General features: G+C 62.7%; 21 protein-coding genes. 6 read left to right on the forward strand and 15 right to left on the reverse strand.

The window, feature by feature from the left end; translation table 11 throughout:
- Positions 1-70 precede the first annotated feature (70 nt).
- Complete coding sequence (locus ABI582_RS03740; RefSeq protein WP_442118447.1) at positions 71-778, forward strand: PA5502 family lipoprotein; 708 nt, start codon at positions 71-73, stop codon at positions 776-778.
- Positions 779-888: 110 nt separating this feature from the next.
- Here the strand turns inward: ABI582_RS03740 and katE are convergent, their stop codons facing one another.
- Positions 889-3,033 (reverse strand): catalase HPII, encoded by a 2,145-nt coding sequence (gene katE / locus ABI582_RS03745; RefSeq protein ID WP_258654466.1) that lies wholly within the window; start codon positions 3,031-3,033, stop codon positions 889-891.
- Between the two features lie 227 nt (positions 3,034-3,260).
- On the opposite strand from katE, the gene ABI582_RS03750 reads away from it, so the two are divergent.
- From ABI582_RS03750 to ABI582_RS03760, 3 genes are all read left to right on the forward strand, one after another.
- Positions 3,261-4,268, forward strand: coding sequence for a methionine ABC transporter ATP-binding protein (locus ABI582_RS03750; protein ID WP_016497411.1), 1,008 nt, complete (start codon positions 3,261-3,263; stop codon positions 4,266-4,268).
- Positions 4,268-4,939: a methionine ABC transporter permease gene (locus ABI582_RS03755; RefSeq protein ID WP_012269918.1), complete on the forward strand. Its 672-nt coding sequence runs from the start codon at positions 4,268-4,270 to the stop codon at positions 4,937-4,939. Before ABI582_RS03750 ends, ABI582_RS03755 begins: the two co-directional genes overlap by 1 nt.
- A gap of 64 nt (positions 4,940-5,003) precedes the next feature.
- On the forward strand, positions 5,004-5,774 hold the full coding sequence (locus tag ABI582_RS03760) for a MetQ/NlpA family ABC transporter substrate-binding protein (protein WP_338745707.1): 771 nt from the start codon (positions 5,004-5,006) through the stop codon (positions 5,772-5,774).
- Positions 5,775-5,897: 123 nt separating this feature from the next.
- Here ABI582_RS03760 and ABI582_RS03765 read toward each other — a convergent pair whose 3' ends face one another.
- From ABI582_RS03765 to ABI582_RS03785, 5 genes are read right to left on the reverse strand one after another with little or no spacing between them, the layout of a single operon-like run.
- The gene (locus ABI582_RS03765; RefSeq protein WP_442118448.1) at positions 5,898-6,530 is read right to left on the reverse strand and encodes an SCO family protein; all 633 of its coding nucleotides are present in this window, start codon (positions 6,528-6,530) and stop codon (positions 5,898-5,900) included.
- Entirely contained in the window at positions 6,527-7,420 is an 894-nt protein-coding gene (gene cyoE, locus ABI582_RS03770; RefSeq protein ID WP_442118449.1) for a heme o synthase, read from the reverse strand. The genes ABI582_RS03765 and cyoE overlap by 4 nt, the downstream gene beginning before the upstream one ends.
- On the reverse strand, positions 7,405-8,484 hold the full coding sequence (locus ABI582_RS03775; RefSeq protein ID WP_016497407.1) for a COX15/CtaA family protein: 1,080 nt from the start codon (positions 8,482-8,484) through the stop codon (positions 7,405-7,407). The genes cyoE and ABI582_RS03775 overlap by 16 nt, the downstream gene beginning before the upstream one ends.
- Positions 8,485-8,493: 9 nt before the next feature.
- Entirely contained in the window at positions 8,494-9,075 is a 582-nt protein-coding gene (locus ABI582_RS03780; protein WP_442118450.1) for a hypothetical protein, read from the reverse strand.
- Complete coding sequence (locus ABI582_RS03785) at positions 9,044-9,781, reverse strand: SURF1 family protein (protein WP_442118451.1); 738 nt, start codon at positions 9,779-9,781, stop codon at positions 9,044-9,046. Before ABI582_RS03785 ends, ABI582_RS03780 begins: the two co-directional genes overlap by 32 nt.
- Before the next feature lie 51 nt (positions 9,782-9,832).
- Between ABI582_RS03785 and ABI582_RS03790 the strand changes: the two genes are divergently transcribed.
- Positions 9,833-10,036 carry a twin transmembrane helix small protein gene (locus ABI582_RS03790; protein WP_019470365.1) on the forward strand — a complete coding sequence of 68 codons (204 nt, stop codon included), beginning with the start codon at positions 9,833-9,835 and terminating at the stop codon, positions 10,034-10,036.
- A gap of 168 nt (positions 10,037-10,204) precedes the next feature.
- Here ABI582_RS03790 and ABI582_RS03795 read toward each other — a convergent pair whose 3' ends face one another.
- The 4 genes from ABI582_RS03795 to coxB are packed head-to-tail and all read right to left on the reverse strand — an operon-like array spanning position 10,205 to position 14,446.
- Complete coding sequence (locus ABI582_RS03795) at positions 10,205-11,092, reverse strand: cytochrome c oxidase subunit 3 (RefSeq protein ID WP_442118452.1); 888 nt, start codon at positions 11,090-11,092, stop codon at positions 10,205-10,207.
- 16 nt (positions 11,093-11,108) lie between these two features.
- Positions 11,109-11,675 carry a cytochrome c oxidase assembly protein gene (locus ABI582_RS03800; protein WP_016484257.1) on the reverse strand — a complete coding sequence of 189 codons (567 nt, stop codon included), beginning with the start codon at positions 11,673-11,675 and terminating at the stop codon, positions 11,109-11,111.
- A gap of 10 nt (positions 11,676-11,685) precedes the next feature.
- Positions 11,686-13,275 (reverse strand): cytochrome c oxidase subunit I, encoded by a 1,590-nt coding sequence (gene ctaD / locus ABI582_RS03805; protein ID WP_442118453.1) that lies wholly within the window; start codon positions 13,273-13,275, stop codon positions 11,686-11,688.
- Positions 13,276-13,318: 43 nt separating this feature from the next.
- Positions 13,319-14,446 (reverse strand): cytochrome c oxidase subunit II, encoded by a 1,128-nt coding sequence (coxB, locus tag ABI582_RS03810; RefSeq protein ID WP_019470362.1) that lies wholly within the window; start codon positions 14,444-14,446, stop codon positions 13,319-13,321.
- Between the two features lie 369 nt (positions 14,447-14,815).
- Here coxB and ABI582_RS03815 point away from each other — a divergent pair, with 369 nt between their 5' ends.
- Positions 14,816-15,457 (forward strand): hypothetical protein, encoded by a 642-nt coding sequence (locus ABI582_RS03815; RefSeq protein ID WP_003253042.1) that lies wholly within the window; start codon positions 14,816-14,818, stop codon positions 15,455-15,457.
- A gap of 147 nt (positions 15,458-15,604) precedes the next feature.
- Here ABI582_RS03815 and ABI582_RS03820 read toward each other — a convergent pair whose 3' ends face one another.
- The 5 genes from ABI582_RS03820 to prlC form a co-directional block, all read right to left on the reverse strand.
- A complete protein-coding gene (locus ABI582_RS03820; protein WP_151326025.1) occupies positions 15,605-17,137 on the reverse strand; it encodes a SulP family inorganic anion transporter in 1,533 nt (510 codons plus the stop codon).
- 191 nt (positions 17,138-17,328) lie between these two features.
- The gene (locus ABI582_RS03825) at positions 17,329-18,048 is read right to left on the reverse strand and encodes a carbonic anhydrase (protein WP_016497399.1); all 720 of its coding nucleotides are present in this window, start codon (positions 18,046-18,048) and stop codon (positions 17,329-17,331) included.
- 426 nt (positions 18,049-18,474) lie between these two features.
- Positions 18,475-19,533: a PA0069 family radical SAM protein gene (locus ABI582_RS03830; RefSeq protein WP_442118454.1), complete on the reverse strand. Its 1,059-nt coding sequence runs from the start codon at positions 19,531-19,533 to the stop codon at positions 18,475-18,477.
- A gap of 80 nt (positions 19,534-19,613) precedes the next feature.
- The gene (locus ABI582_RS03835; RefSeq protein WP_016497397.1) at positions 19,614-19,895 is read right to left on the reverse strand and encodes a YheV family putative zinc ribbon protein; all 282 of its coding nucleotides are present in this window, start codon (positions 19,893-19,895) and stop codon (positions 19,614-19,616) included.
- Complete coding sequence (gene prlC, locus ABI582_RS03840) at positions 19,892-21,943, reverse strand: oligopeptidase A (protein WP_442118455.1); 2,052 nt, start codon at positions 21,941-21,943, stop codon at positions 19,892-19,894. The genes ABI582_RS03835 and prlC overlap by 4 nt, the downstream gene beginning before the upstream one ends.
- Positions 21,944-21,973: the final 30 nt, after the last annotated feature.

Consider the following 21,973-nt stretch of genomic DNA (forward strand, 5'->3'; position numbering starts at 1 on the left):
GACCTGTTTTCGAGCGTGCGCACCTGGGTGTAGACTTGCTCGCTTTTTGCGCAAATAGAGAGTCGCAGGAATGAAGCCGTTCGCCTCCCGTTATCTGCTTGTTGCCGCGTTTTCCCTGCTCCTGGCTGCCTGTTCCAGCGCGCCGGTCGAACAGGCCACCGCACCTGCCCAAGCCGATGCCTGGCAGCAGTTGCAACAAAACATCGCCAGCAACGAGCTGGCCACCGCCGAAGATCAGCTGGCAGCCTTGCAGGCCCAGTCGCCGGATGACGCACGCCTGGAGCAATACCAGCGTCAGTTGGCCGAAGCCTATCTGCAACGCAGCCAGATCGTCCTGCAAAAGGGTGATGTGAATGCGGCCGCTACCGCCCTGGCCCGTGCCCGGGCACTGATGCCGCAAGCCCCGGCAGTGACCGGTGGCGATCCCCTGTCCCAGGCACGCAAGGCCGAGCTGGAGAAGGCAGAGGCTGCCTTGAAAGCCGCCGAAGCCAAGCCCAAGGCACGCATCATCGACCCGACAGCGCCAAGCACGGTGGTGGCCTTGAAGACCACTGACAGCCGCGCCATGCGCCGCCAGCTCGATGACATTGCCGCCGATGTGGTGAGCTATGACTGCGAAGTAGTGTTCCAGGTGCCACGTACCGACGATGCGCCGTGGCTGAAGACCTTGCTGGAGAAGCGCGTGCGCAAGATCGACAGTGGGTTCCAGCTGAAGCAGAAGCATGAGATTCAACGCTCGCTGCCGGCGCAGGTGGTTCTGGTACCGCATCAGCGCTGAAAACACTGGCGGCGCTGCGCGCCCCTTTCACGACACAAGGCCGCTCCTACCAGGGCATGCAATCTCCGGTAGGAGCGGCCTTGTGCCGCGATGGGGTGCGAAGCAGCTCCTTAGGCCGGTACAGCCTCCGCAGCAGCTTCACGCTCCCACACCCGGTGCCCCTCGACCGCTTTGACGAAAGCGTCCAGCGTCTTCTGGTCATCGCCCAGCAACAACCCCTTGTCCTCCTTCAGGCCCAGCGCGTCCACCAGCACCTTGCCCTCTTTGGCAAAGCCGATCGCCTTCAGGTGCTTGTAGGCTTCGAGCAGGAAGTGCTTGGCCAGACCACTCGCCCCCAGCGCATCCAGTGCGGCCTTGCCGGCCGGTACCAGCACCCCGTCGAACATGATCGAAGGCATGCCCTCCATCGAGGCATCCACTGGCAGTGCTTTGCCGTCGGCAGCCTTGACCGGCGCCGAAGTTGGCCCAAGCAGCAAAATGCGCGCGCTGTGCGCCTCAAGCGCCTTGACCAGCCGGTCGACACTGCCGGCATCCACGCCATCGGCCAGCAGCACGGCTATCTTGCGCCCCTTGATGCCGACAACCCCGGGGTGGTTCATCTGGCTCAATGCCGGGGACTCGGCAAGCTTGCTGCCTTTCACCTGAACGGTGCCCGCCTTGGGTGCCGGCAGCCCCAGGTTGGCGGCTACGGCGGCCGCGAGCTTGAGGTCGATGTTGGCCAGGATTTCGTTCACCTCACGGGCACGAATGGCCTCGCGCTCGACCTTGCCCAGCTCGAAGCTGTAGGCCTTGATGATGTGCTGCTGCTCTGTCGGGCTCATGCTCTGGAAGAACAACCGCGCCTGCGAGAAGTGGTCGCCGAACGACTCGCTGCGCTGGCGAATCTTGTGCGCATCGATGCGTTCCTGGAAGCTCTCGAAGCCGCCGTCCTGGGCAGCGGGTGGCGTTTCCTTCGGCCAGCCGCCGTCGATGGAATTCGGCTCATACGAGGCACGGCCCCTATGCACGGTGTGCTGGTGCAAAGCGTCGCGCTGGTTGTTGTGGTTGGGCGCCACAGGGCGGTTGATCGGGATCTGGTGGAAGTTCGGCCCGCCCAGCCGGCTCAGTTGCGTGTCGGTATAGGAGAACAGCCGGCCCTGCAGCAAGGGGTCATTGGTAAAGTCGATACCCGGCACGATATGGCCAGGGCAGAAGGCAACCTGCTCGACCTCGGCAAAGAAGTTATCCGGGTTGCGGTTCAGCACCATCTTGCCCAGCGGGGTAACGGGTACCAGTTCTTCGGGAATTATCTTGGTCGGGTCCAGCAGGTCGAAGTCGAACTTGTGTTCGTCAGCCTCCGGCACAATCTGCACGCCCAGTTCCCATTCCGGGTAGTCGCCGGTTTCAATGGCTTCCCACAGGTCACGGCGCTGGAAGTCGGTGTCCTTGCCCGCCAGTTTCTGTGCTTCGTCCCACAGCAGCGAATGCACGCCCTGGCTCGGCTTCCAGTGAAACTTGACGAAGCTGGCCACGCCCTCGGCGTTGATCAGGCGGAAGGTGTGCACGCCAAAGCCTTCCATCATTCGCAGGCTGCGCGGGATGGCGCGGTCAGACATGGCCCACATGACCATGTGGGCCGATTCCGGCACCAGCGAGACAAAATCCCAGAAGGTGTCATGCGCCGAGCCGCCGGTAGGTATCTCGTTGTGTGGCTCCGGCTTTACCGCGTGGACAAAATCGGGAAACTTGATGGCATCCTGGATGAAAAACACCGGCATGTTGTTGCCGACCAGGTCGAAATTGCCTTCGTCGGTGTAAAACTTGACGGCAAAGCCCCGCACATCGCGCACCGTGTCGCCAGAACCGCGTGGGCCCTGCACCGTGGAAAAGCGCACGAAAACCGGGGTGATCTTTTCCGGGTCCTGCAGGAAGCCGGCCTTGGTCAGCTCTGCGTGGTTGCCATAGCTCTGGAAGAACCCGTGGGCCCCGGTACCGCGTGCGTGCACGATGCGCTCGGGGATCCGTTCATGGTCGAAGTGGGTGATCTTCTCGCGCATGATGAAGTCTTCAAGCAGCGACGGCCCGCGGTCACCCGCCTTCAGGGTGTTCTGGTTGTCAGCGATGCGCACGCCCTGGTTGGTGCGCAGCGCATGCCCGGTCGCATCGCTGCGGTCGGCCTCCAGGCTTTGCAGCTTGGCATTGGTATTGGCCCGGTCAGGGGTCTGGGTGCCGGCGGCTTCGCTCTGCTTGGGCGCGTCCGTTTTCTTGCTGGGCATGATCGGCTCTCCTCATCAGTCTTAAGGCGTGCCCGTTCAGGGCTTGTCCAAGTAGTGACTGGAGCGCGTTGCCGAGCGTTCAATCTTGATTACCAGTTGTCGCGATATGCCCGAAGGATTGGTGCATTACGAAATAAATGCTAAGAACAGCTATGGGAAAAGGCTAAAATGCGCGACCCCAGCTAACCGCTGACCCAAATTTCAATGCGCCCCACAAGGTTCGCTACGTGATCGAGTTCCAACAGGTACATAAGACCTACCGCGTTGCCGGTAGGGAAATCCCCGCACTGAATCCGACCAGCCTGACCATCGAAGATGGCCAGGTGTTCGGCCTGATCGGCCATTCCGGCGCCGGCAAAAGCACCATGCTGCGCCTGATCAACCGCCTGGAAGAACCCTCCGGCGGCAAGATCATCGTCGACGGCGAAGACGTCACCGCGTTCAACGCCAGCCAACTGCGCGGCTTCCGTCAGCAGGTCGGGATGATTTTCCAGCACTTCAACCTGCTGGCCTCCAAGACCGTCGCCGACAACGTCGCCCTACCACTGACCCTGGCCGGTGAGCTGTCGCGCAGCGAAATCGACAAGCGCGTCACCGAGCTGCTGGCCCGTGTCGGCCTGCAAGACCACGCCAAAAAGTACCCGGCGCAGTTGTCCGGCGGCCAGAAGCAGCGCGTCGGCATCGCCCGCGCCCTGTCCACCAACCCGAAGATCCTGCTGTGCGACGAGGCCACCAGTGCCCTCGACCCGCAAACCACGGCCTCGGTCCTGCAACTGCTTGCCGAAATCAACCGTGAGCTGAAGCTGACCATCGTGCTCATCACCCATGAAATGGACGTGATCCGCCGTGTCTGCGACTGTGTGGCGGTGATGGACGCCGGCCAGATCGTCGAGCAAGGCTCGGTGGCCGATGTGTTCCTGCACCCGCAGCACCCCACCACCAAGCGCTTTGTCCAGGAAGACGAGCAGGTCGACGAAGGCGAGCAGCGCGACGACTTTGCCCACGTACCGGGCCGCATCGTGCGCCTGACCTTCCAGGGCGACGCCACCTACGCGCCGCTGCTGGGCACCGTGGCCCGCGAAACCGGTGTGGACTACAGCATCCTCGCCGGGCGTATCGACCGCATCAAGGATGTCCCCTATGGCCAGCTCACCCTCGCCTTGATCGGCGGTGACATGGAAGCGGCGTTCGCCCGCTTCAAGGCAGCTGACGTACATATGGAGGTACTGCGTTGATGGACGCGCTCAATTTCTTTGCCAACGTCGACTGGGCCGAAATCTGGCTGGCCACCATCGACACCATGATCATGCTGTTCGGCTCGCTGTTCTTCACCGTGCTGCTGGGCCTGCCACTGGGTGTGCTGCTGTTCCTCTGCGGGCCAAAGCAGATGTTCGAGCAGAAGGGTGTGTACGCGTTGCTGTCGCTGGTGGTCAATATCCTGCGCTCGCTGCCGTTCATCATCCTGCTGATCGTGATGATCCCGTTCACCGTACTGATCACCGGCACCTCGCTGGGCGTTGCCGGCGCCATCCCGCCGCTGGTGGTGGGTGCCACGCCGTTCTTCGCGCGCCTGGTGGAAACCGCCCTGCGTGAAGTGGACCGTGGCATCATCGAGGCTACCCAGTCGATGGGCGCCACCACCCGCCAGATCATCACCAGTGCGCTGCTGCCAGAGGCCCGTCCGGGTATCTTCGCGGCCATTACCGTCACCGCCATCACCCTGGTTTCGTACACCGCCATGGCCGGTGTGGTGGGTGCCGGTGGCCTGGGCGACCTGGCTATCCGCTTCGGTTACCAGCGTTTTCAGACCGATGTGATGGTGGTGACCGTGGTACTGCTGCTGGTACTGGTTCAAGTACTGCAGAGCGTGGGCGACAAACTGGTCGTGCATTTTTCCCGTAAGTAACCCCAATGGGGTCGGCCTGGCCGACCCGTTCGGGGGCCGTCGCGGCCCTCACAAGGAGTGATCAATGAAGAAGCTGCTTGCTGTCGCTGCCGCTGTTGCGGCCTTCTCGGCCCACGCCGATACCCTGACTGTTGCCGCCACCCCGGTGCCGCACGCCGAAATCCTCAACTTCGTCAAACCGCAATTGGCCAAAGAAGGCGTGGAGCTGAAGGTCAAGGAATTCACCGACTACATCCAGCCGAACGTACAGGTTGCCGAAAAGCGCCTGGACGCCAACTTCTTCCAGCACCAGCCGTACCTGGATGAGTTCAACAAGGCCAAGAAGACCGACCTGGTAAGCGTGGCCGGCGTACACATCGAGCCGCTGGGCGTGTATTCCACCAAGATCAAGAAGCTCGACGAGTTGTCGTCCGGCGCCACCGTGGTCATCCCCAACGACGCCACCAACGGCGGCCGCGCCCTGCTGCTGCTGGACAAGGCCGGTGTGATCAAGCTCAAGGACAACAAGAACATCCTGTCCACCGTGAAGGATGTTGCCGAGAACCCGAAAAACGTGAAGTTCCGTGAGCTGGAAGCCGCCACCATCCCGCGCGTGCTGACCCAGGTCGATGCTGCCCTGATCAACACCAACTACGCGCTGGAAGCCAAGCTGAACCCGGAAAAAGACGCGCTGGCCATCGAAGGCAGCGACTCGCCTTACGTGAACATCCTGGTTGCCCGCCCGGACAACAAGGATTCGGAAGACATGAAGAAACTCGCGGCTGCGCTGCACTCGCCTGAGGTGAAGCAGTTCATCATCGAGAAGTACAAGGGCGCTGTGGTTCCAGCATTTTAAGCGGAAACCCCTGGGGCCGCTTTGCGGCCCTTTCGCGGCACAAGGCCGCTCCTACATGGGATCGCGTACCCCTGTAGGAGCGGCCTTGTGCCGCGAAAGGCCTGCAAAGCAGGCCCAGCATTCTCAATCCCGCTTCACCAGCCCGGGCAACTGCGCCACCAGCTTCTGGTTGTTGAACGGCGCACGAATGAACCCACGCTGACGCCCATCCGGCCCGACAACCGCCAGGTTGCCACTGTGATCCACGGTATACCCCGGCTTGCTGGTATCCGCCGGAATGAACGGAATGCTCAAGGCATTGGCCAGCTTCTGGGTATCCTCGATCGACCCCGCCACGCCGACAAAGTCCTTGTCGAAATAGCCCAGGTACTGCTTCAGCTGGTTCGGCGTATCCCGGTTCGGGTCCACACTCACCAGCACCACCCGCAGCCGGTCGACGGCTTCCTTGGGCAGCTCGCTCTTCACCTGGCGCAACTGGGCCAGGGTGGTCGGGCAGATGTCCGGGCAGTAGGTGTAGCCAAAGAACAACAGCGACCATTTGCCTTTCAGGTCGTCCAGCTGCACCGGCTGCCCGTCCTGGTTGGTCATGGTCACGTCGGCCACGGTGCGGCTCTGCGGCAGCAGGATGATGCCGGCGTCGATCAGCTCGGCGGGGTTGGGCTGGTCGCGGCCATTGAGCACCTTGTTGACGGTCAGGCCCAGGATCAACGCGACCAGGGCGACGAGGATGAAGACGGTTTTCTGGGTTCGGGTCATAGGTTCAGCAACAGGTAGTGGTCGAGTAGCAACGCGATGAACAGCGCGAACAGGTAGCCGATAGAGTACTTGAAGGTGCCGATCGCCGCGTGCGGCCGGCTGCCACGGTACAACACCCAGGCCCATTGCAGGAAGCGCAGCCCCAAGGCCAGGGCACAAGCCAGGTATAGCGGGCCGCTCATGTGGATGGCATAGGGCAGCAGGCTCACCGCCAGCAGAATCAGGGTGTACAGCAAAATATGCAGCTTGGTGTAGCGCTCGCCATGGGTCACCGGCAGCATCGGGATATCGGCCTTGGCGTACTCTTCCTTGCGGTGGATGGCCAGCGCCCAGAAGTGCGGTGGGGTCCAGGCGAAGATGATCAGCACCAGCAGCAAGGGTTCGGCGCTGACATGGCCGCTTACCGCCACCCAGCCGAGCAACGGCGGGGCGGCGCCGGCCAGGCCGCCGATGACGATGTTCTGTGGCGTGGCACGCTTTAAAAAGCCGGTGTAGAGCACCGCATAACCCAGCAGCGAAGCCAGGGTCAGCCAGGCGGTGAGGGCGTTGGTGAACGCCAGCAGCAGGGCCATGCCCAGCAGCGCCAACGCCAGTGCAAACAGCAAGGCCGGTAGCGGCTCGACCCGGCCTTGGGCCAGCGGCCGCTTGTGGGTGCGGGCCATCAGCGCATCGATGCGCCGGTCCACCACATGGTTCACCACCGCCGCAGCGCCAGCGCACAGGCCGATGCCCAGGTTGCCGAACAGCAGCACGCTCCAGCCGACCCCCGCCCGTGTGGCCAGGAACATGCCGGCCAGCGAAGTGATCAGCATCAGTACCACCACCTTGGGCTTGGTCAGCTCCAGGTAATCGCGCCAGCTGGCCTGTCGTGCGCTCAGAAGCGTCGCCACGAGTCGTTCCTCATGTGATGGGAAATGCCCACGCCGGCCACCGGCCGCAGGCGCCAGCCTTGGCCGACACCCACGCGAACTTTGTCGACCACTCGAATGCGGTAGTTCACCAGCACCATGCTCAACAGCAACAGCGCCCCGCCGGCATTGTGCGCAACCGCTACCGCCAGCGGCAGGTGGAACACCACGTTGCTGATGCCCAGGCCCACTTGCAGGGCCAGCGCCAGCAGCACCAGCCGCGCCAGGCCGGGGAGGCCGCAGCGGTACAGCTTCCAGCTCAGCATCAGCAGCACGCAGGTGACCAGTAGCGCGCCCAGGCGGTGGCTGATGTGGATGGCCGTGCGGGCATCACTGTCCAGTTGCCCGCCCAGGTAATTGGGGCCGACGTGCTGGGTCAGGTGGAAGCCATTGCTGAAGTCCGCCGCTGGCCACCACTGGCCGTGACAGGTCGGCAGGTCGATGCAGGCGACCGCTGCATAGTTGGCACTGACCCAGCCGCCCAGGGCGATCTGGCCGACCACCACCAACAGCGCCAGCGCAGCGATCCGCCGCAGGCTCAGCGGCAGTTTCGGCAAGGGCGCAAAGGCCCGGGATAGACGCAGTGACAACAGGAATAGCAAGCTCAGGGTGGTGAAGCCGCCCAGCAAATGCGCCGTGACCACCTGCGGCCACAGCTTCAGGGTGACCGTCCACATGCCGAAAGCCGCCTGGGCCAGCACCACACCCAGCAACAGCACCGGCAGGCGGTAAGGCTGCCCATCGCGGGCATGCCGACGCAGCGCCTGGAAGGCGAGCAGGGCAATCACCATGGCCAAGGTACCGGCGAAATAGCGATGGACCATTTCCGCCCAGCCCTTGGCCTCTTCCACCGGGTGATCGGGAAAGTGCAGCTCGGCATGGGCAAGCTGAGCCTCGCTCTTGGGCACGCTGATGAAGCCATAGCAACCTGGCCAGTCAGGGCAGCCAAGGCCGGCGTGGGTCAGGCGGGTGTAGGCACCGAGCAGGACGACCAGCAGTGCCAACAGGGTGGCGAACACAGCAATGCGGAATCCAGGTCTGGCCATGGCAGGCTCCTAGCCGATGTTGGACAGCTTGAGCAGGTGGCGCAGGTCATCCAGCACATGCTTGCCGTTGGCCTTGCCGTCGTAACGCAGCACCAGGTTGCCGTGGGGGTCAACGATCCACAGCTGCGGGCCAGGCTCGCCCACCTTCTGCAAATAGCGCGGGGCATCCAGCGGGTAGCGTTGCAGCTGCGGGTACTCGCGGCCCAGCAGCGCCTGGTAGTCGGCGGTCAGCGGCTGGGCTGTGGCCAGTGCATGGCTGGCACGGCTGGCGTCGCGGCCCAGGCCCACCTGGATCTGCCGGGCCAGGTACACCAGGCGCTGGCAGTCCTCGGCACAGGCTTCGGGCGCACTGACCAGCAACTGCCAACGCTGGTCCTGGCCTGCCACGCCGATATCGGTGCGGGTTTCACCGTTGCCGATCATGGCGCCGTGGTAACTGCGGCCTTCCGGCACCCAGAACTTCAGCTTGTACATGCTGGTGGCCAGAATCATCGGCCCGAGCACCACCAGCAGGATCAGCAAAAGCTGCAAACGCCCGCGGGCTCTGGGGTTGCTACGTTCAGGCACGTCCAGTGGAGTGGCGGTGGCCATGGCGTTTCTCCTTGTTGTGGTGCCAGCCGAAATAGAGGTAAAGCAGAACCAGTGCACCCGCCAGGGCAAACCACTGCACGGCGTAGCCCAGGTGTTTTTCCGGGCCCATGGCGACAACCGGCCAGTCCAGGCGATAGGCCGCCGGGCCGGGCTCCAGGCGCAACTCATGGGCAAAGCCTTCGCGGCCCAGCGTCGGCCATAGCTGCGCGGCATCAACGGCAGTGAGCAGGTGCGGCCATTGGCCGCCTTCAGGGTCGGGATGCAGCTGGAACGTGGTGCCCGGCGATACGTACACCGAAGCGTCCAGGGCCAAAGCCTGTGGAGGGGTATCGAAATGCACCGGCACGCGGCGGTCCGGCCATGGCAGCCAGCCGCGGTTGATCAGCAGCCACTGGCCGCTGGCCTGGTCATGGAAGGGTTGCAGCAGTTCGACACCGGCCTGGCCATCGCGCATGCGGTTGTCCAGCAGCACGCTGTGCTCGGCGTCGAAGCGGCCGTACAGGTGCACGCGGCGGAAGGCGTTGTCGTCGCTTGATGCGAGCTGGGCGGTGGTGATCGGCGCCTCGATGCGCCGTTCGGCATAGGTGGCCAGCAGCGCGCGCTTTTCCTCGGCGCGGCCGAGTTGCCAGCAGCCGAGCGCAACCAGCCCCGGCAGCAGTGCAAGCACCACCAGGGTCGGTACCCAGCCTGGGCGAAACGGCCTCACGGGCGCCTCGCTATACTTATCCACATCACCGCATCCCCCCGGAGTAGCGCCATGCTCAAGGCCGCGATTGTCCTGATGCTGTTGGCCACGATTGCCAGCCTGTTCAGTGGCCTGGTGTTTCTGGTCAAGGACGACGAAAACTCGACCCGCCTGCTAAAGGCGCTGACCGTGCGGGTGACCCTGGCGGCCCTGACAATTGGCCTGGTCGCCTGGGGTTTGCTCAGCGGTCAGCTGGTCTCACACGCGCCCTTCTGAACTCAAGTCTTCATCGCCGTGGCCGGCGCCTTTGTAGGAGCGGCCTTGTGTCGCGAAAGGGCTGCGCAGCAGCCCCGGCGATTTATGCATTTGGGCCAACATCCTGGGGCCGCTTCGCAGCCCTTTCGCGACACAAGGCCGCTCCTACAAAGGGACCTCGGCTGCCTGTCAAAGCACGTATACGAAGATGAACAACCCCACCCACACCACGTCGACGAAGTGCCAGTACCAGCTGGCTGCCTCGAAGCCGAAGTGTTTTTCCGGGTTGAAATGCCCGCGCAAGATGCGCACGAACATCACGATCAGGATGATCGTGCCCAAGGTCACGTGGGCACCGTGGAACCCGGTGAGCATGAAGAACGTCGCGCCATAGATCCCCGATCCCAACGTCAGCCCCAGCTTGGTATAGGCCTCGTGATACTCGAACGCCTGCAACGCAATGAAGCTGGCGCCCAGCAGGATGGTCAGCGCCATCCAGAATTTCAGCGGCCCGCGGTGATCACGGCGCAGGGCGTGGTGGGCGATGGTGATGGTCACACTGGAACTGACCAGCAAGATCGTGTTGATCAGTGGCAGGTGCCACGGGTCGATCACTTCCTTCGGCGGCGGGAACAGTTTCGGGTCGGGCGTGTGCAGCAGCGGCCAGGTAAATTCGAACGTGGGCCACAGCATGTGCGCAACACCCTTGGCCCCGTCGCCACCCAGCCACGGCCCCGCCAGTACGCGCACGTAGAACAGCGCACCGAAGAAGGCCATGAAGAACATCACTTCAGAGAAGATGAACCAGCTCATGCCCCAGCGGAACGAGCGGTCCAGCTGCGGGCTGTACAACCCGGCGCGGCTCTCCTTGACCACTGCACCAAACCAGCCGAACAGCATGTAGGCCAGAAACAACGCACCCACAAAGAAGATCAGCGGCCCGTGCGATTCCGGGTGGCCGGCCTTCATGTCGTTGAACCAGGTGCCCAGGCCGAACACCGTGATGAACATGCCGATGGTGGCGATGATCGGCCACTTGCTCTGCGCCGGAACGTAATAGTGCTGATGACTTGCCATTGCTGTTCTCCTTCCCTTAACGGGCGCCCTGGACGTCCTGGGCCGCAACATGCGCGACCGGCGGGTGGCGAGCGGTGATGTCGAACAAGGTGTAGGCCAGTGTCAGGTGCTTCACGCTGGCCGGCAGGTCGCGGTCGACGATGAAGCGCACCGGCATCTCGATGCGTTCGCCGGGCTGCAGCACCTGCTGGGTAAAGCAGAAGCACTCGGTCTTGTGGAAGTACGCCGCGGCCTCGGCCGGGGTGATGCTGGGTATGGCTTGCGCGCTCATTGGCCGGTCGGTCGGGTTATGCGCGACGAAAATCATCTGGTTCACCGCACCCGGGTTGACCTCCAGTTGGTCAGCCGTGGAGTAGAAGTCCCAGACCATGTCGCTGGCATTGGTCGACATGAACTGCACCCGCACCGACCGTGACGGGTCACTGACCTGGCTGCCTTCGTATTGCCCGCCGGTCTTGCCGTTGATGCCGAAGGCCTTGCACATCACGTCATAGATCGGCACCAGGGCAAAGCCGAAGGCGAACATCACCACCGTCAGCATCAGCAGGCGCGTTACCAGGCGTTTCAGCGACAGGCCGTTCATGGCGGGGTTCCTATTTCACTTCCGGTGGTGTCTGGAAGGTGTGGTAGGGCGCAGGTGAGGGGATCGACCACTCCAGGCCCTCGGCGCCATCCCAGGGCTTGGCCGGTGCCGGCGCCCCGCCGCGGATGCACTTGATGACGATGAACAGGAAGAAGATCTGCGTGGCGCCGAACATGAACGCGCCGATGGACGACACCATGTTGAAGTCGGCGAACTGCAGGTTGTAGTCCGGGATGCGCCGCGGCATGCCGGCCAGCCCTACGAAGTGCATGGGGAAGAAGGCCATGTTCATGCCGATGAACGACAGCCAGAAGTGCAGCTTGCCAAGGGTTTCGTCGTACATGTGGCCGGTCCATTTCGGCAGCCAGTAGTACGCCGAGGCAAAGATGCCGAAGATCGCCCCAGGCACCAGCACGTAGTGGAAGTGCGCCACCACGAAGTAGGTGTCGTGGTACTGGAAGTCCGCCGGGGCGATGGCCAGCATCAGCCCGGAGAAGCCGCCGATGGTGAACAGGATGACGAAGGCGATGGCGAACAGCATCGGCGTTTCGAAGGTGAGCGAGCCTTCCCACATGGTGCTGACCCAGTTGAACACCTTCACGCCGGTGGGCACGGCGATCAGCATGGTGGCGTACATGAAGAACAGCTCACCGACTACCGGGATGCCGACCACGAACATGTGGTGGGCCCAGACGATGAACGACAGGAAAGCAATGGCGCCCGTGGCATACACCATGGAGGTGTAGCCGAACAGCGGCTTGCGCGAGAACGCAGGAATGATCGAGCTGACCGCGCCAAAGGCCGGCAGGATCATGATGTACACCTCGGGGTGGCCGAAGAACCAGAACACGTGCTGGAACAGCACCGGGTCACCGCCACCGGCCGCACTGAAGAAACTGGTGCCGAAGTGAATATCCATCAGCATCATGGTCACCACACCGGCCAGTACCGGCATCACCGCAATCAGCAGAAAGGCCGTGATCAGCCAGGTCCAGACAAACAGCGGCATCTTCATCAAGGTCATGCCAGGCGCACGCAGGTTGAGGATGGTGGCAATCACGTTGATCGCGCCCATGATCGAGCTGATGCCCATCAGGTGGATAGCGAAGATGAAGAAGGTAACGCTGGCGGGTGCATAGGTGGTGGACAGCGGGGCGTAGAAGGTCCAGCCGAAGTTCGGCCCGCCGCCCGGGCTGAACAGGGTCGAGACCAACAACAGGAAGGCTGCCGGCAGGAGCCAGAAGCTGAAGTTGTTCATGCGCGGCAGGGCCATGTCGGGCGCGCCGATCATCAACGGGATCATCCAGTTGGCCAGGCCGACGAAGGCCGGCATCACCGCGCCAAACACCATGATCAGGCCGTGCATGGTGGTCATCTGGTTGAAGAAGGCTGGCTCCACGATCTGCAGGCCAGGGTGGAACAGCTCGGCGCGGATCACCATGGCGAACGAGCCGCCAAGCAGGAACATGATGAAGCTGAACCACAGGTACATCGTGCCGATGTCTTTATGGTTGGTGGTCAGTACCCAGCGCATCAGGCCCTTGGCCGGGCCGTGGGCGTGCTCATGGCCGTGGGCGTGGTCGTCGATCACTGTGCTCATGTCCTGTCTCCTGCAACCCATTGATTGCCGCGAGTAACCCGGTTCACTTGGCTTCTGCCTGCTTCAGCGCCAGCACGTCCTTCGGCGTGACCATGTCGCCCTTGTTGTTGCCCCAGGCGTTGCGTTCGTAGGTGACAACGGCGGCAATGTCGACTTCCGAGAGCTGCTTGCCGAACGCCGCCATGGCGGTGCCGGGCTTGCCGTGGAAGACAATGCTCAGGTGGCCTTCCTTCGGCCCGGTGGCGATCTTCGAGCCCTTGAGCGCCGGGAACATCGGCGGCAGGCCCTGGCCTTCGGCCTGGTGACAGGCCACGCAAGTGGTGTGGTAGACCTTGTCGCCGCGCTCCACCAGCTCTTCCAGGGTCCACTCCTTGCTGGTCAGTTCCTTGAGCTTGGCGGCTTCAGCCTTGCGCTCGCCCAGCCAGGTGTCGTAGTCGGCCTTGGACTTGACCTCCACCACCACCGGCATGAAACCGTGGTCCTTGCCGCACAGCTCGGTGCACTGGCCGCGGTAGATGCCAGGCTTTTCGATACGGGTCCAGGCTTCGTTGACAAAGCCGGGGATGGCATCGCGCTTGACCGCGAAGGCCGGCACCCACCAGGAGTGGATCACGTCGGCGGCAGTCACCAGGAAGCGCACCTTGGCGCCCACCGGCAGCACCAGCGGCTGGTCGACTTCGAGCAGGTAATGCTCGTCCTTGGGGGCCTTGTTGTGAATCTGATCGGCGGGGGTGGCCAGGTTGCTGAAGAACTCCACATCCTGGCCCAGGTATTTGTAGTGCCACTTCCACTGGTAGCCGGTGACCTGGATGTCGATGTCCGACTCGCTGGCGTCGTAGATGTCGATCAGGGTCTTGGTGGCGGGGATGGCCATTACCACCAGAATCAGGAAGGGCACCACGGTCCACATGATTTCCACCCAGGTATGCTCGTGGAAATGCGCGGCCTGCTGGCCAGTGGAGCGGCGGTGCACGACCATGGACCAGAACATCGCGCCGAATACGACTACGCCGATGATCACGCAGATCCAGAAGATGGTCATGTGCAGGTCGAAGACGGCGTTGGAAACTTCCGTCGCCCCCGGGTGCATGTTCACGGTCCAGGCGGCGTTGGCCTGACCAAAAACCGACCACAACAGGAGGCCCATCCAGACATGTGGATGTCGCATCATTGCGGGTTCCCCTTCTAATTCTTGTTGTCCCGGAGGCGTGGCCTGCGGCAAGAGGGAACGGCGGTCAAGACTGCCTGGCTTCGACGACCGAGCCCCTGCTAAAAGCAGTCGGGCCTCATCAACGAATCACGTTCAACGGGAGTATAGACAGCGACCAATGGCACGCAATGAAGCCTGTGAAATGAACTTCACGAAATGACTGAATGGTCTGAAAACCGCGAGCTTGATAGGGTGTGGCGCAATACTGGCACTCCCATATACCGGATAGCGCACACGTTTGCGCGGCTTATAACAAATACGTCTTAGGTATTCTGTATACCGAGCTAATTTAGTGTCTTCCGTTTGAAACGTAATGTCCCTGGAGTTGTCATGAACATCGCTGCTGTACGCGAGCAGGTAAGCCAAGCCCATCAACATGAAGGCCAGACCGGCCAATTGAAACAGCGTCTCGAGCTGCAACTGCCCCACCTGCACCCCTCGATCCAACTGCCTGAGCAGGACGCCCAGGGTACCTTGGCGCGCTTCGTCAGCGCCTACATCGACCAGGTTCCGGAACTGCTGGAGGCCGCTCACGAGGTCGCTCGCGAAGCCGGGATCGAATCGCAGATCAAACCTGTACTGAAAATTGCCGAGGCGTACTTCCTGCAGCCGCCCAGCGTGATGCAAGGGCATGTAGGCCTGGACTGCCTGCTGGATGAGGCCTACCTGGCGCACCGCCTGGTGGAAGAGGTGAATGACCTGTACATCCGCCACTTCCAGCAGCCGCTGATCCCGGTCGACACCACGGTCGCCAACCTGATTGCCCACCAGCTGATTGGCGAGAGCTTTGCCAACCAGCTGGATGAAGTGGTGCACCACTCGGTTGACGAAATGCTCAATGACGAAAGCTTTGCGGTGGAATCGGTGGAGGCTTACCGCGAAAAGCTGAGCAGCCCGGCAACCGGCGAGGCGTGGAAGCGCTGGCCTTGCCTGTCGCGACAGCTGGGTGTGGAGCTGGGTCAGCCTGCCTGAATCCAGAGCCCTGTAGGAGCGGCCTTGTGCCGCGAAAGGGCTGCAAAGCAGCCCCAGCAATCTCAACTGTGAAACCTTGGGGCCGCTGCGCGGCCCTTTCGCGGCACAAGGCCGCTCCTACAAAAATCACCCTGTTCAGGACCGATATCAGGCCCCAACCCCCGCCGTAGTCCGCAACCGCCCCTCGATCCGCCGCTTCAGGCGCCGCTGCTCTATCAGCAACCGCGACCCATTGGCCGCATTACTGCGGTTCCAGTCCTCCAGCAGCTCCAGGCACGAGTGGTCGATGTAGCTCAGGTTGCCCAACGGCACATGCAACGTGGTGCCCGCCGGTACGGTATCCAGCACCTGGGTCAGCGCCGGCACCTTCAGGAACGTGGCCGCGCCACTGAGGCGCAGTTCCATGTGCCCATCCTTGGCGAGGCTCACCAGGTTGATCTTCAGCCGCGCCGCCTTGAACGCCAGCTTCAGCAGGGTCAGGGCAAAGCCCAGCAGCACGCCGGTCAGCAGGTCGGTGAAGATGATCGCCAGTGCCGTCGCCGCATAGGTGAACATCGGCATGCGACCATAACGGCCCAGGCCACGAAATGCCTTGAAGTCGACCAGCTTGACCCCGGTAAACACCAGCACACCCGCCAGGCTCGCCACCGGAATCTGCTGCAGCACGCTGCTCAACACCACCACGAAGGCCAACAACCACAGGCCGTGGAAGATTGCCGATGCCCGCGTCTGCGCCCCCGCCTGCACATTGGCCGAGCTGCGCACAATCACGCCGGTCATCGGCAGCGCGCCCAGCACGCCACAGAGCATGTTGCCGATACCTTGGGCCGACAGTTCACGGTCAAAGTCCGAACGCTGGCCGCTGTGCATGCGGTCTACCGCCGCGGCCGAGAGCAAGGTTTCGGCGCTGGCGATGAAGGCCAGGGCAAAGGCGGCGACCAGCAGGGTAGGGTCGGCCAGTTGCATCAGGTCAGCCGGGCGGAGCCAGTCGATGGCCTCGGACAGGTCTGCCGGCACCTGCACGCGGTTTACCGGCAAGGCCAGCCACATACTGATGGCGGTCATGGCGGCAACACCCAGCAGGGCGCCAGGGACGAAGCGCAGCCGCTGCGGCCGCAGGCGTTCCCAGCCCCACATGATGGCGATGGTGCCCAGGCCCAGCGCCCCGGCCATCCAGCCGGAGCCTGCACTTTCCTGCGGCAGGGCTGCGGCTACGGTGGACGGGAATTCCAGCAGGTTCTGCAACCCGGAAGGCTGCGGCGCCGTGTCGAACATCACATGCACCTGCGACAACACGATCAGCACGCCAATCCCCGCCAACATGCCGTACACCACCGCTGGCGCAGTGACACGAAACCAGCAACCCAGGCGCAGGCGCCCGGCCAGCAACTGCAGCAGCCCGGCCAGCAACAGGATCGGCCCAAGCATGGCCATGCCATGCTGGCGCACCAGCTCGAACACCAGTACCGCCAGGCCGGCGGCTGGGCCGCTGACCTGCAACGGCGAACCGGCGAGGAAACCCACCACAATACCGCCGATAATGCCGGTAATCAGGCCCTTTGCCGGCGGCATGCCCGAGGCAATCGCAATACCCATGCACAACGGCAGGGCCACCAGAAAGACCACCACCGACGCCAGCAACTCACGCGGCAGGGCCGCTTTCAACTGTGTAATGTTCACCGTGTTTCTCCTTTCTCTGTCACACGGTCATTCCTCTGACCGTGGGCACGTTTGCCCCTGACGAGCGCGCAAGCGCGGGCCGCCAGCGAGCTTGCCGGCAGGGCAGTCAGGGAATTCAAGGCAGCCGAAGGCCGCGCCACACCCCTATCGGGTGCAGCCGGCTATCAAGGTTCTAGCGGTGGATGGGTCGCTTAGTAGCGGCCTCTCGGAGTAGCGCAGGGGACCGGCTCGCCAGCAGCCAGGGGCAGGAAGCTGTCGCTGATGGCGTCGTAAGCTTCGATCTTGCTGGTTTCGATGTCGTAAACCCAGCCATGAATGAACAGCTCACCGGCTGCCAGGCGCGAGGCAACCGAAGGGTGGGTGCGCAGGTGATGCAACTGGGCGATCACGTTTTCCTTGGTCAGCACCTGCATGGTTTCGTGTTCGGTACCGCACGAGCAGTTGTTCTCGACCACGGTACGCGCCACTTCGGCATGCCGCAGCCAGGCGGAAACAGTCGGCATCTTGGTCAGCGATTGCGGGTTGAGTACCGCACGCATGGCGCCACAGTCGGAATGGCCACAGACGATGATGTGGTGCACTTTCAGCGCAAGCACGGCGTATTCGATGGCGCTGGAAACGCCGCCGTTCATCTGACCGTAGGGCGGTACCACGTTACCCACGTTACGGGTTACGAACAGGTCGCCCGGCGAGCTCTGGGTGATCAGCTCGGGGACGATGCGCGAGTCGGCGCAGGTGATGAACATGGCACGCGGCGTTTGCGCAGTGGCGAGCTTCTTGAACAGCTCTTGCTGTTCGGGGAAGACGTCATGGTGAAAGCGCAGGAAGCCGTCGACGATGTGCTTCAGGGCGGCATCGGCGCCCTCGGCGGGTACCTCCGGAACGACCTTGGATGGGTCCTTGACGGGCATGATTCATCCTCTTGACGGTGTGTTGGTAAATCCATTTTACCGGGGAAAGATTCTGGCTATGCAGGGTTTTAGATGACACGCACGGGCCATAGATCACAGTCGGTGTGGACTGATTTCCTACGCTAGCGGGGAAAACTTAACTGAAACTTAATTCGAAGGCTCTAGAACGGGCGTTCCAGATATAAAAGGCGGGTTCTGGATAATAGCAAAAAAACATCAACTGCCAATATGTATTAGCGCAATTATTAACTCGGATTAGTTGTATTGAGGGCTGGCAATAGGCCCTGTAGGAGCAGCCTTGTGCTGCGAAAGGGCCGTTGCAGTCGAAGAGGATCTTTAGCAGTACCGGCCTCTTCGCAGCACAAGGCTGCTCCTACAGGGCCTGTGCTTGTGTTGGAATCGACGCCGGTGATGCTCCCTTGAGCATTAAAATAGGGCCATCTGCCCATTGGGCGGGCAGAAGGCAGAGCAATCCAGCGTCTGCGCCTCGCGCCCTTCAAAATCCAGCCGCTTCATGGCTTTGGCAAACCGTTGCGCCAACAGCTCGGCAAATACCCCTTCACCGCGCATGCGCGCACCAAACCGGCTGTCATACAGCTCGCCGCCCCGGCTCTGGCGGATCAGGCTCAATACATGGGCCGCCCGTTGCGGGTAATGGTCCTGCAGCCACTGCTCGAACAGCGGCGCCACCTCCAGTGGCAGGCGCAGCATCATGTAGGCCGCGCTCTGTGCGCCAGCTTCCTTGGCGGCCTCCAGCAGGCGCTCCAGCTCACTGTCGTTGATCATCGGAATCATCGGCGAACACAGCACACCCACCGGCACACCCGCCTCGCGCAACACGCGGATGGCCCTCAAGCGGGCATTGGGTGACGCCGCCCGCGGTTCCAGCACCCGCTTGAGGTCGTCGTCCAGCGTGGTCAGGCTGATCATCACCCGCGCCAGACGCTGCCGGGCCATTTCGGCCAGCAGGTCGAGGTCGCGCAACACCAGCGAGCCTTTGGTCACGATGGTCACCGGGTGACGAAAACGCAGCAACACTTCAAGCAGACGCCGGGTGAGCAGCTGTTCCCGCTCGATCGGCTGGTACGGGTCGGTATTGGACCCCAGGTTGATCGGCGCGCACACGTAACCCGGCTTGCTCAGCTGTTGCGCGAGCACTTCGGCGGCATTGGTCTTGGCGATCAGCTTGGTTTCAAAATCCAGGCCGGGGGAGAGGTCCCAATAGGCATGGGAAGGGCGGGCATAGCAGTAGATGCAGCCGTGCTCGCAGCCGCGGTAAGGGTTGATGGAGCGGTCGAAGGGCAGGTCGGGTGAAGTATTGCGGGAGATGACCGATTTCGCCGTCTCGCTGCGCACTTCGGTGCCCTGGGTCTGGGGCACTTCCTGATACCAACCGTCGTCCTCTGCCACCGATGAATTGGGGGCAAAACGGTTGTGCGGATTGTGCGCCGTGCCACGGCCCTTTAGTGGTGCTGGAGGATTCATGGCTAACCCCGATACTGTATTTACATACAGTATCGCAGCTGCCATGAATCCACCAGCGCCTCTGATCCGACAGCCAGTGCTTACTCTGTCGGTTTCTTCAGCTTCGGATTAGGGAAGAACTGCACCGTCTGCACCTTGGCTGGCGCCGCCTTGGGTGCCAGGTGGTTGACCCGGGTGCCGAGCTCCTTGGGCACCGACAAGCCCTGCTCGTTGAGGGTGTCAGTAAACCCGCAGGCGACGCACTCGCGGTGCGGTACGTCGTCTTCGCTCCACATCATCAGCTTGTCGGGCTCGCTGCACGCGGGGCATACCGCCCCGGCAATGAAGCGTTTCTTGGTCTTGTTCACAACTACCTCGCTCACGCCGCAGCGCCTTCGGTAAGACCACTATGGCGCAGCAGCGCATCGATGGAAGGCTCACGGCCACGGAAGTCGACAAACAGCACCATCGGCTCGCGCGAACCGCCACGGGCCAGGATAGCCTCGCGGAAGGCACGGCCGGTCTCGGCATTCAGCACGCCTTCTTCCTCGAAGCGCGAGAACGCGTCAGCCGACAGCACTTCAGCCCACTTGTAGCTGTAGTAGCCCGCCGCGTAACCGCCCGCAAAAATGTGCGCAAAGCTGTTGGGGAAGCGGTTGTACGCCGGTGGGCGCATGACCGACACCTCGTCGCGCACCCCTTCGAGCACCTGCAGTACGCTGCGGCCGTCGCCATGGCTGGCGTGCAGCTCGAAGTCGAACAGCGAGAACTCCAGCTGGCGCACCATCATCATGCCCGACTGGAAGTTTTTCGCCGCCAGCATCTTGTCCAGCAGGTCCTGGGGCAGGGCCGCGCCGGTTTCGTAATGGCCGGAGATCAGCGCCAGGCCTTCTGGCTCCCAGCACCAGTTTTCCATGAACTGGCTTGGCAACTCGACCGCGTCCCAGGCCACGCCGTTGATACCGGAAACACCGGCATGCTCGATACGGGTCAGCAGGTGGTGCAGGCCGTGGCCGAATTCGTGGAACAGGGTGGTGACTTCATCATGGGTCAGCAGCGCAGGCTTCCCGGGTGCGGCCGGGGTGAAGTTGCACACCAGGTTGGCCACCGGGCTCTGCAACTCGCCACCGGCAGTGCGACGACGGTCGCGGGCGCCGTCCATCCAGGCACCGCCGCGCTTGTTGGCGCGGGCGTAAAGGTCGAAGAAGAAGCGGCCGACATGCTGGCCGTTTTCCTTGATCTCGAACAGGCGCACGTCCGGATGCCAGCTGTCGAAGCCCTTGAGCTCGGTAATTTCGATGCCGTACAGGCGCTGCACGATGCTGAACAAGCCGCCCAGCACCTTGTCGATCGGGAAGTAGGCGCGCAGGGCTTCCTGCGACACGCTGTAGCGCTGCTCGCGCAGCTTCTCGCCAAAGTAGCCGGCATCCCAGCTGGCCAATTCAGGGCAGCCCTGCTCGGCGGCATAGGCCTTCAGCTGTTCCAGGTCCTGGGCGGCAAACGGCTTGGAACGCTTGGCCAGGTCACGCAGGAAGCTCAACACCTGTTCGCTGGACTCGGCCATCTTGGTGGCCAGGCTCAGCTCGGCGTAGTTCTTGTAACCCAGCAACGCAGCCAGCTCCTGGCGCAGGTCGAGAATTTCCTGCATCACCGGGCCGTTGTCGAACTGGCCGGCATTCGGGCCCTGGTCCGAGGCGCGGGTGCAGTAGGCGGCGTACACCTCTTCGCGCAGGGCGCGGTCGCTGGCGTAGGTCATCACGGCGTAGTAGCTGGGGAATTCCAGGGTGATCAGCCAGCCTTCAAGGCCCTTGGCCTGGGCCGCGGCGGCCATCTGCGCCTTGGCCGAATCGGTCAGGCCGGCCAGTGCGGCTTCGTCGGTAACGTGCTTGGTCCAGGCCTGAGTGGCGTCGAGCAGCTGGTTGGAGAAGCGGCTGCCCAGTTCGCTGAGCTTGCTTTGCACTTCGGCGTAGCGCTGCTGCTTGTCCGCCGGCAGGTCGATACCCGACAGGCGGAAGTCACGCAGGGCATGCTCGAGAATAGTCTTTTGCGCCACGTCGAAACCGGCGGCTTCAGGGCTGTTGATCAAAGCCTGGTAGGCATCGAACAGCGCACGGTTCTGGCCCAGTTCGGTAGAGTAGGCGCTCAGCGCCGGCAGGCACGACTCGTAAGCCTCGCGCAGTTCTGCGCTGTTGCACACCGCGTTCAGGTGGCTGACCGGGCTCCAGGCCGCGCCCAGGCGGTCGTTCAGTTCGTCCATCGCCAGCACCAGGCCAGCCCAGGTAGGGGCCTTGGCCTGCTTTTCGAGGATCTCGGCAATGGCTTTACGGTTGTCGGCCAGGATCGCTTCGATCGCCGGCAACACGTGTTCGGCACGGATTTGCGAGAAGGGCGGCAGATCGTGGGATTGCAGAAGCGGGTTGTTCGCAGTCACGGTTTGGATACCTTGGCAGAAGAAACACTG

This window comes from Pseudomonas sp. SAS7 (assembly GCF_052112345.1).
Lineage (GTDB): Bacteria > Pseudomonadota > Gammaproteobacteria > Pseudomonadales > Pseudomonadaceae > Aquipseudomonas > Aquipseudomonas putida_Q.

Bases quoted from the DNA above. Each gene is read 5' to 3' on its own strand.
- ABI582_RS03800 (WP_016484257.1), bottom strand. From the start codon at position 11,675: ATGAACGGCCTGTCGCTGAAACGCCTGGTAACGCGCCTGCTGATGCTG.
- ABI582_RS03755 (WP_012269918.1), top strand. From the start codon at position 4,268: ATGGACGCGCTCAATTTCTTTGCCAACGTCGACTGGGCCGAAATCTGG.
- ctaD (WP_442118453.1), bottom strand. From the start codon at position 13,275: ATGAGCACAGTGATCGACGACCACGCCCACGGCCATGAGCACGCCCAC.
- coxB (WP_019470362.1), bottom strand. From the start codon at position 14,446: ATGATGCGACATCCACATGTCTGGATGGGCCTCCTGTTGTGGTCGGTT.
- ABI582_RS03830 (WP_442118454.1), bottom strand. From the start codon at position 19,533: ATGAATCCTCCAGCACCACTAAAGGGCCGTGGCACGGCGCACAATCCG.
- katE (WP_258654466.1), bottom strand. From the start codon at position 3,033: ATGCCCAGCAAGAAAACGGACGCGCCCAAGCAGAGCGAAGCCGCCGGC.
- ABI582_RS03795 (WP_442118452.1), bottom strand. From the start codon at position 11,092: ATGGCAAGTCATCAGCACTATTACGTTCCGGCGCAGAGCAAGTGGCCG.
- ABI582_RS03815 (WP_003253042.1), top strand. From the start codon at position 14,816: ATGAACATCGCTGCTGTACGCGAGCAGGTAAGCCAAGCCCATCAACAT.
- ABI582_RS03740 (WP_442118447.1), top strand. From the start codon at position 71: ATGAAGCCGTTCGCCTCCCGTTATCTGCTTGTTGCCGCGTTTTCCCTG.
- ABI582_RS03765 (WP_442118448.1), bottom strand. From the start codon at position 6,530: ATGACCCGAACCCAGAAAACCGTCTTCATCCTCGTCGCCCTGGTCGCG.
- ABI582_RS03825 (WP_016497399.1), bottom strand. From the start codon at position 18,048: ATGCCCGTCAAGGACCCATCCAAGGTCGTTCCGGAGGTACCCGCCGAG.
- ABI582_RS03760 (WP_338745707.1), top strand. From the start codon at position 5,004: ATGAAGAAGCTGCTTGCTGTCGCTGCCGCTGTTGCGGCCTTCTCGGCC.
- ABI582_RS03775 (WP_016497407.1), bottom strand. From the start codon at position 8,484: ATGGCCAGACCTGGATTCCGCATTGCTGTGTTCGCCACCCTGTTGGCA.
- ABI582_RS03790 (WP_019470365.1), top strand. From the start codon at position 9,833: ATGCTCAAGGCCGCGATTGTCCTGATGCTGTTGGCCACGATTGCCAGC.
- ABI582_RS03780 (WP_442118450.1), bottom strand. From the start codon at position 9,075: ATGGCCACCGCCACTCCACTGGACGTGCCTGAACGTAGCAACCCCAGA.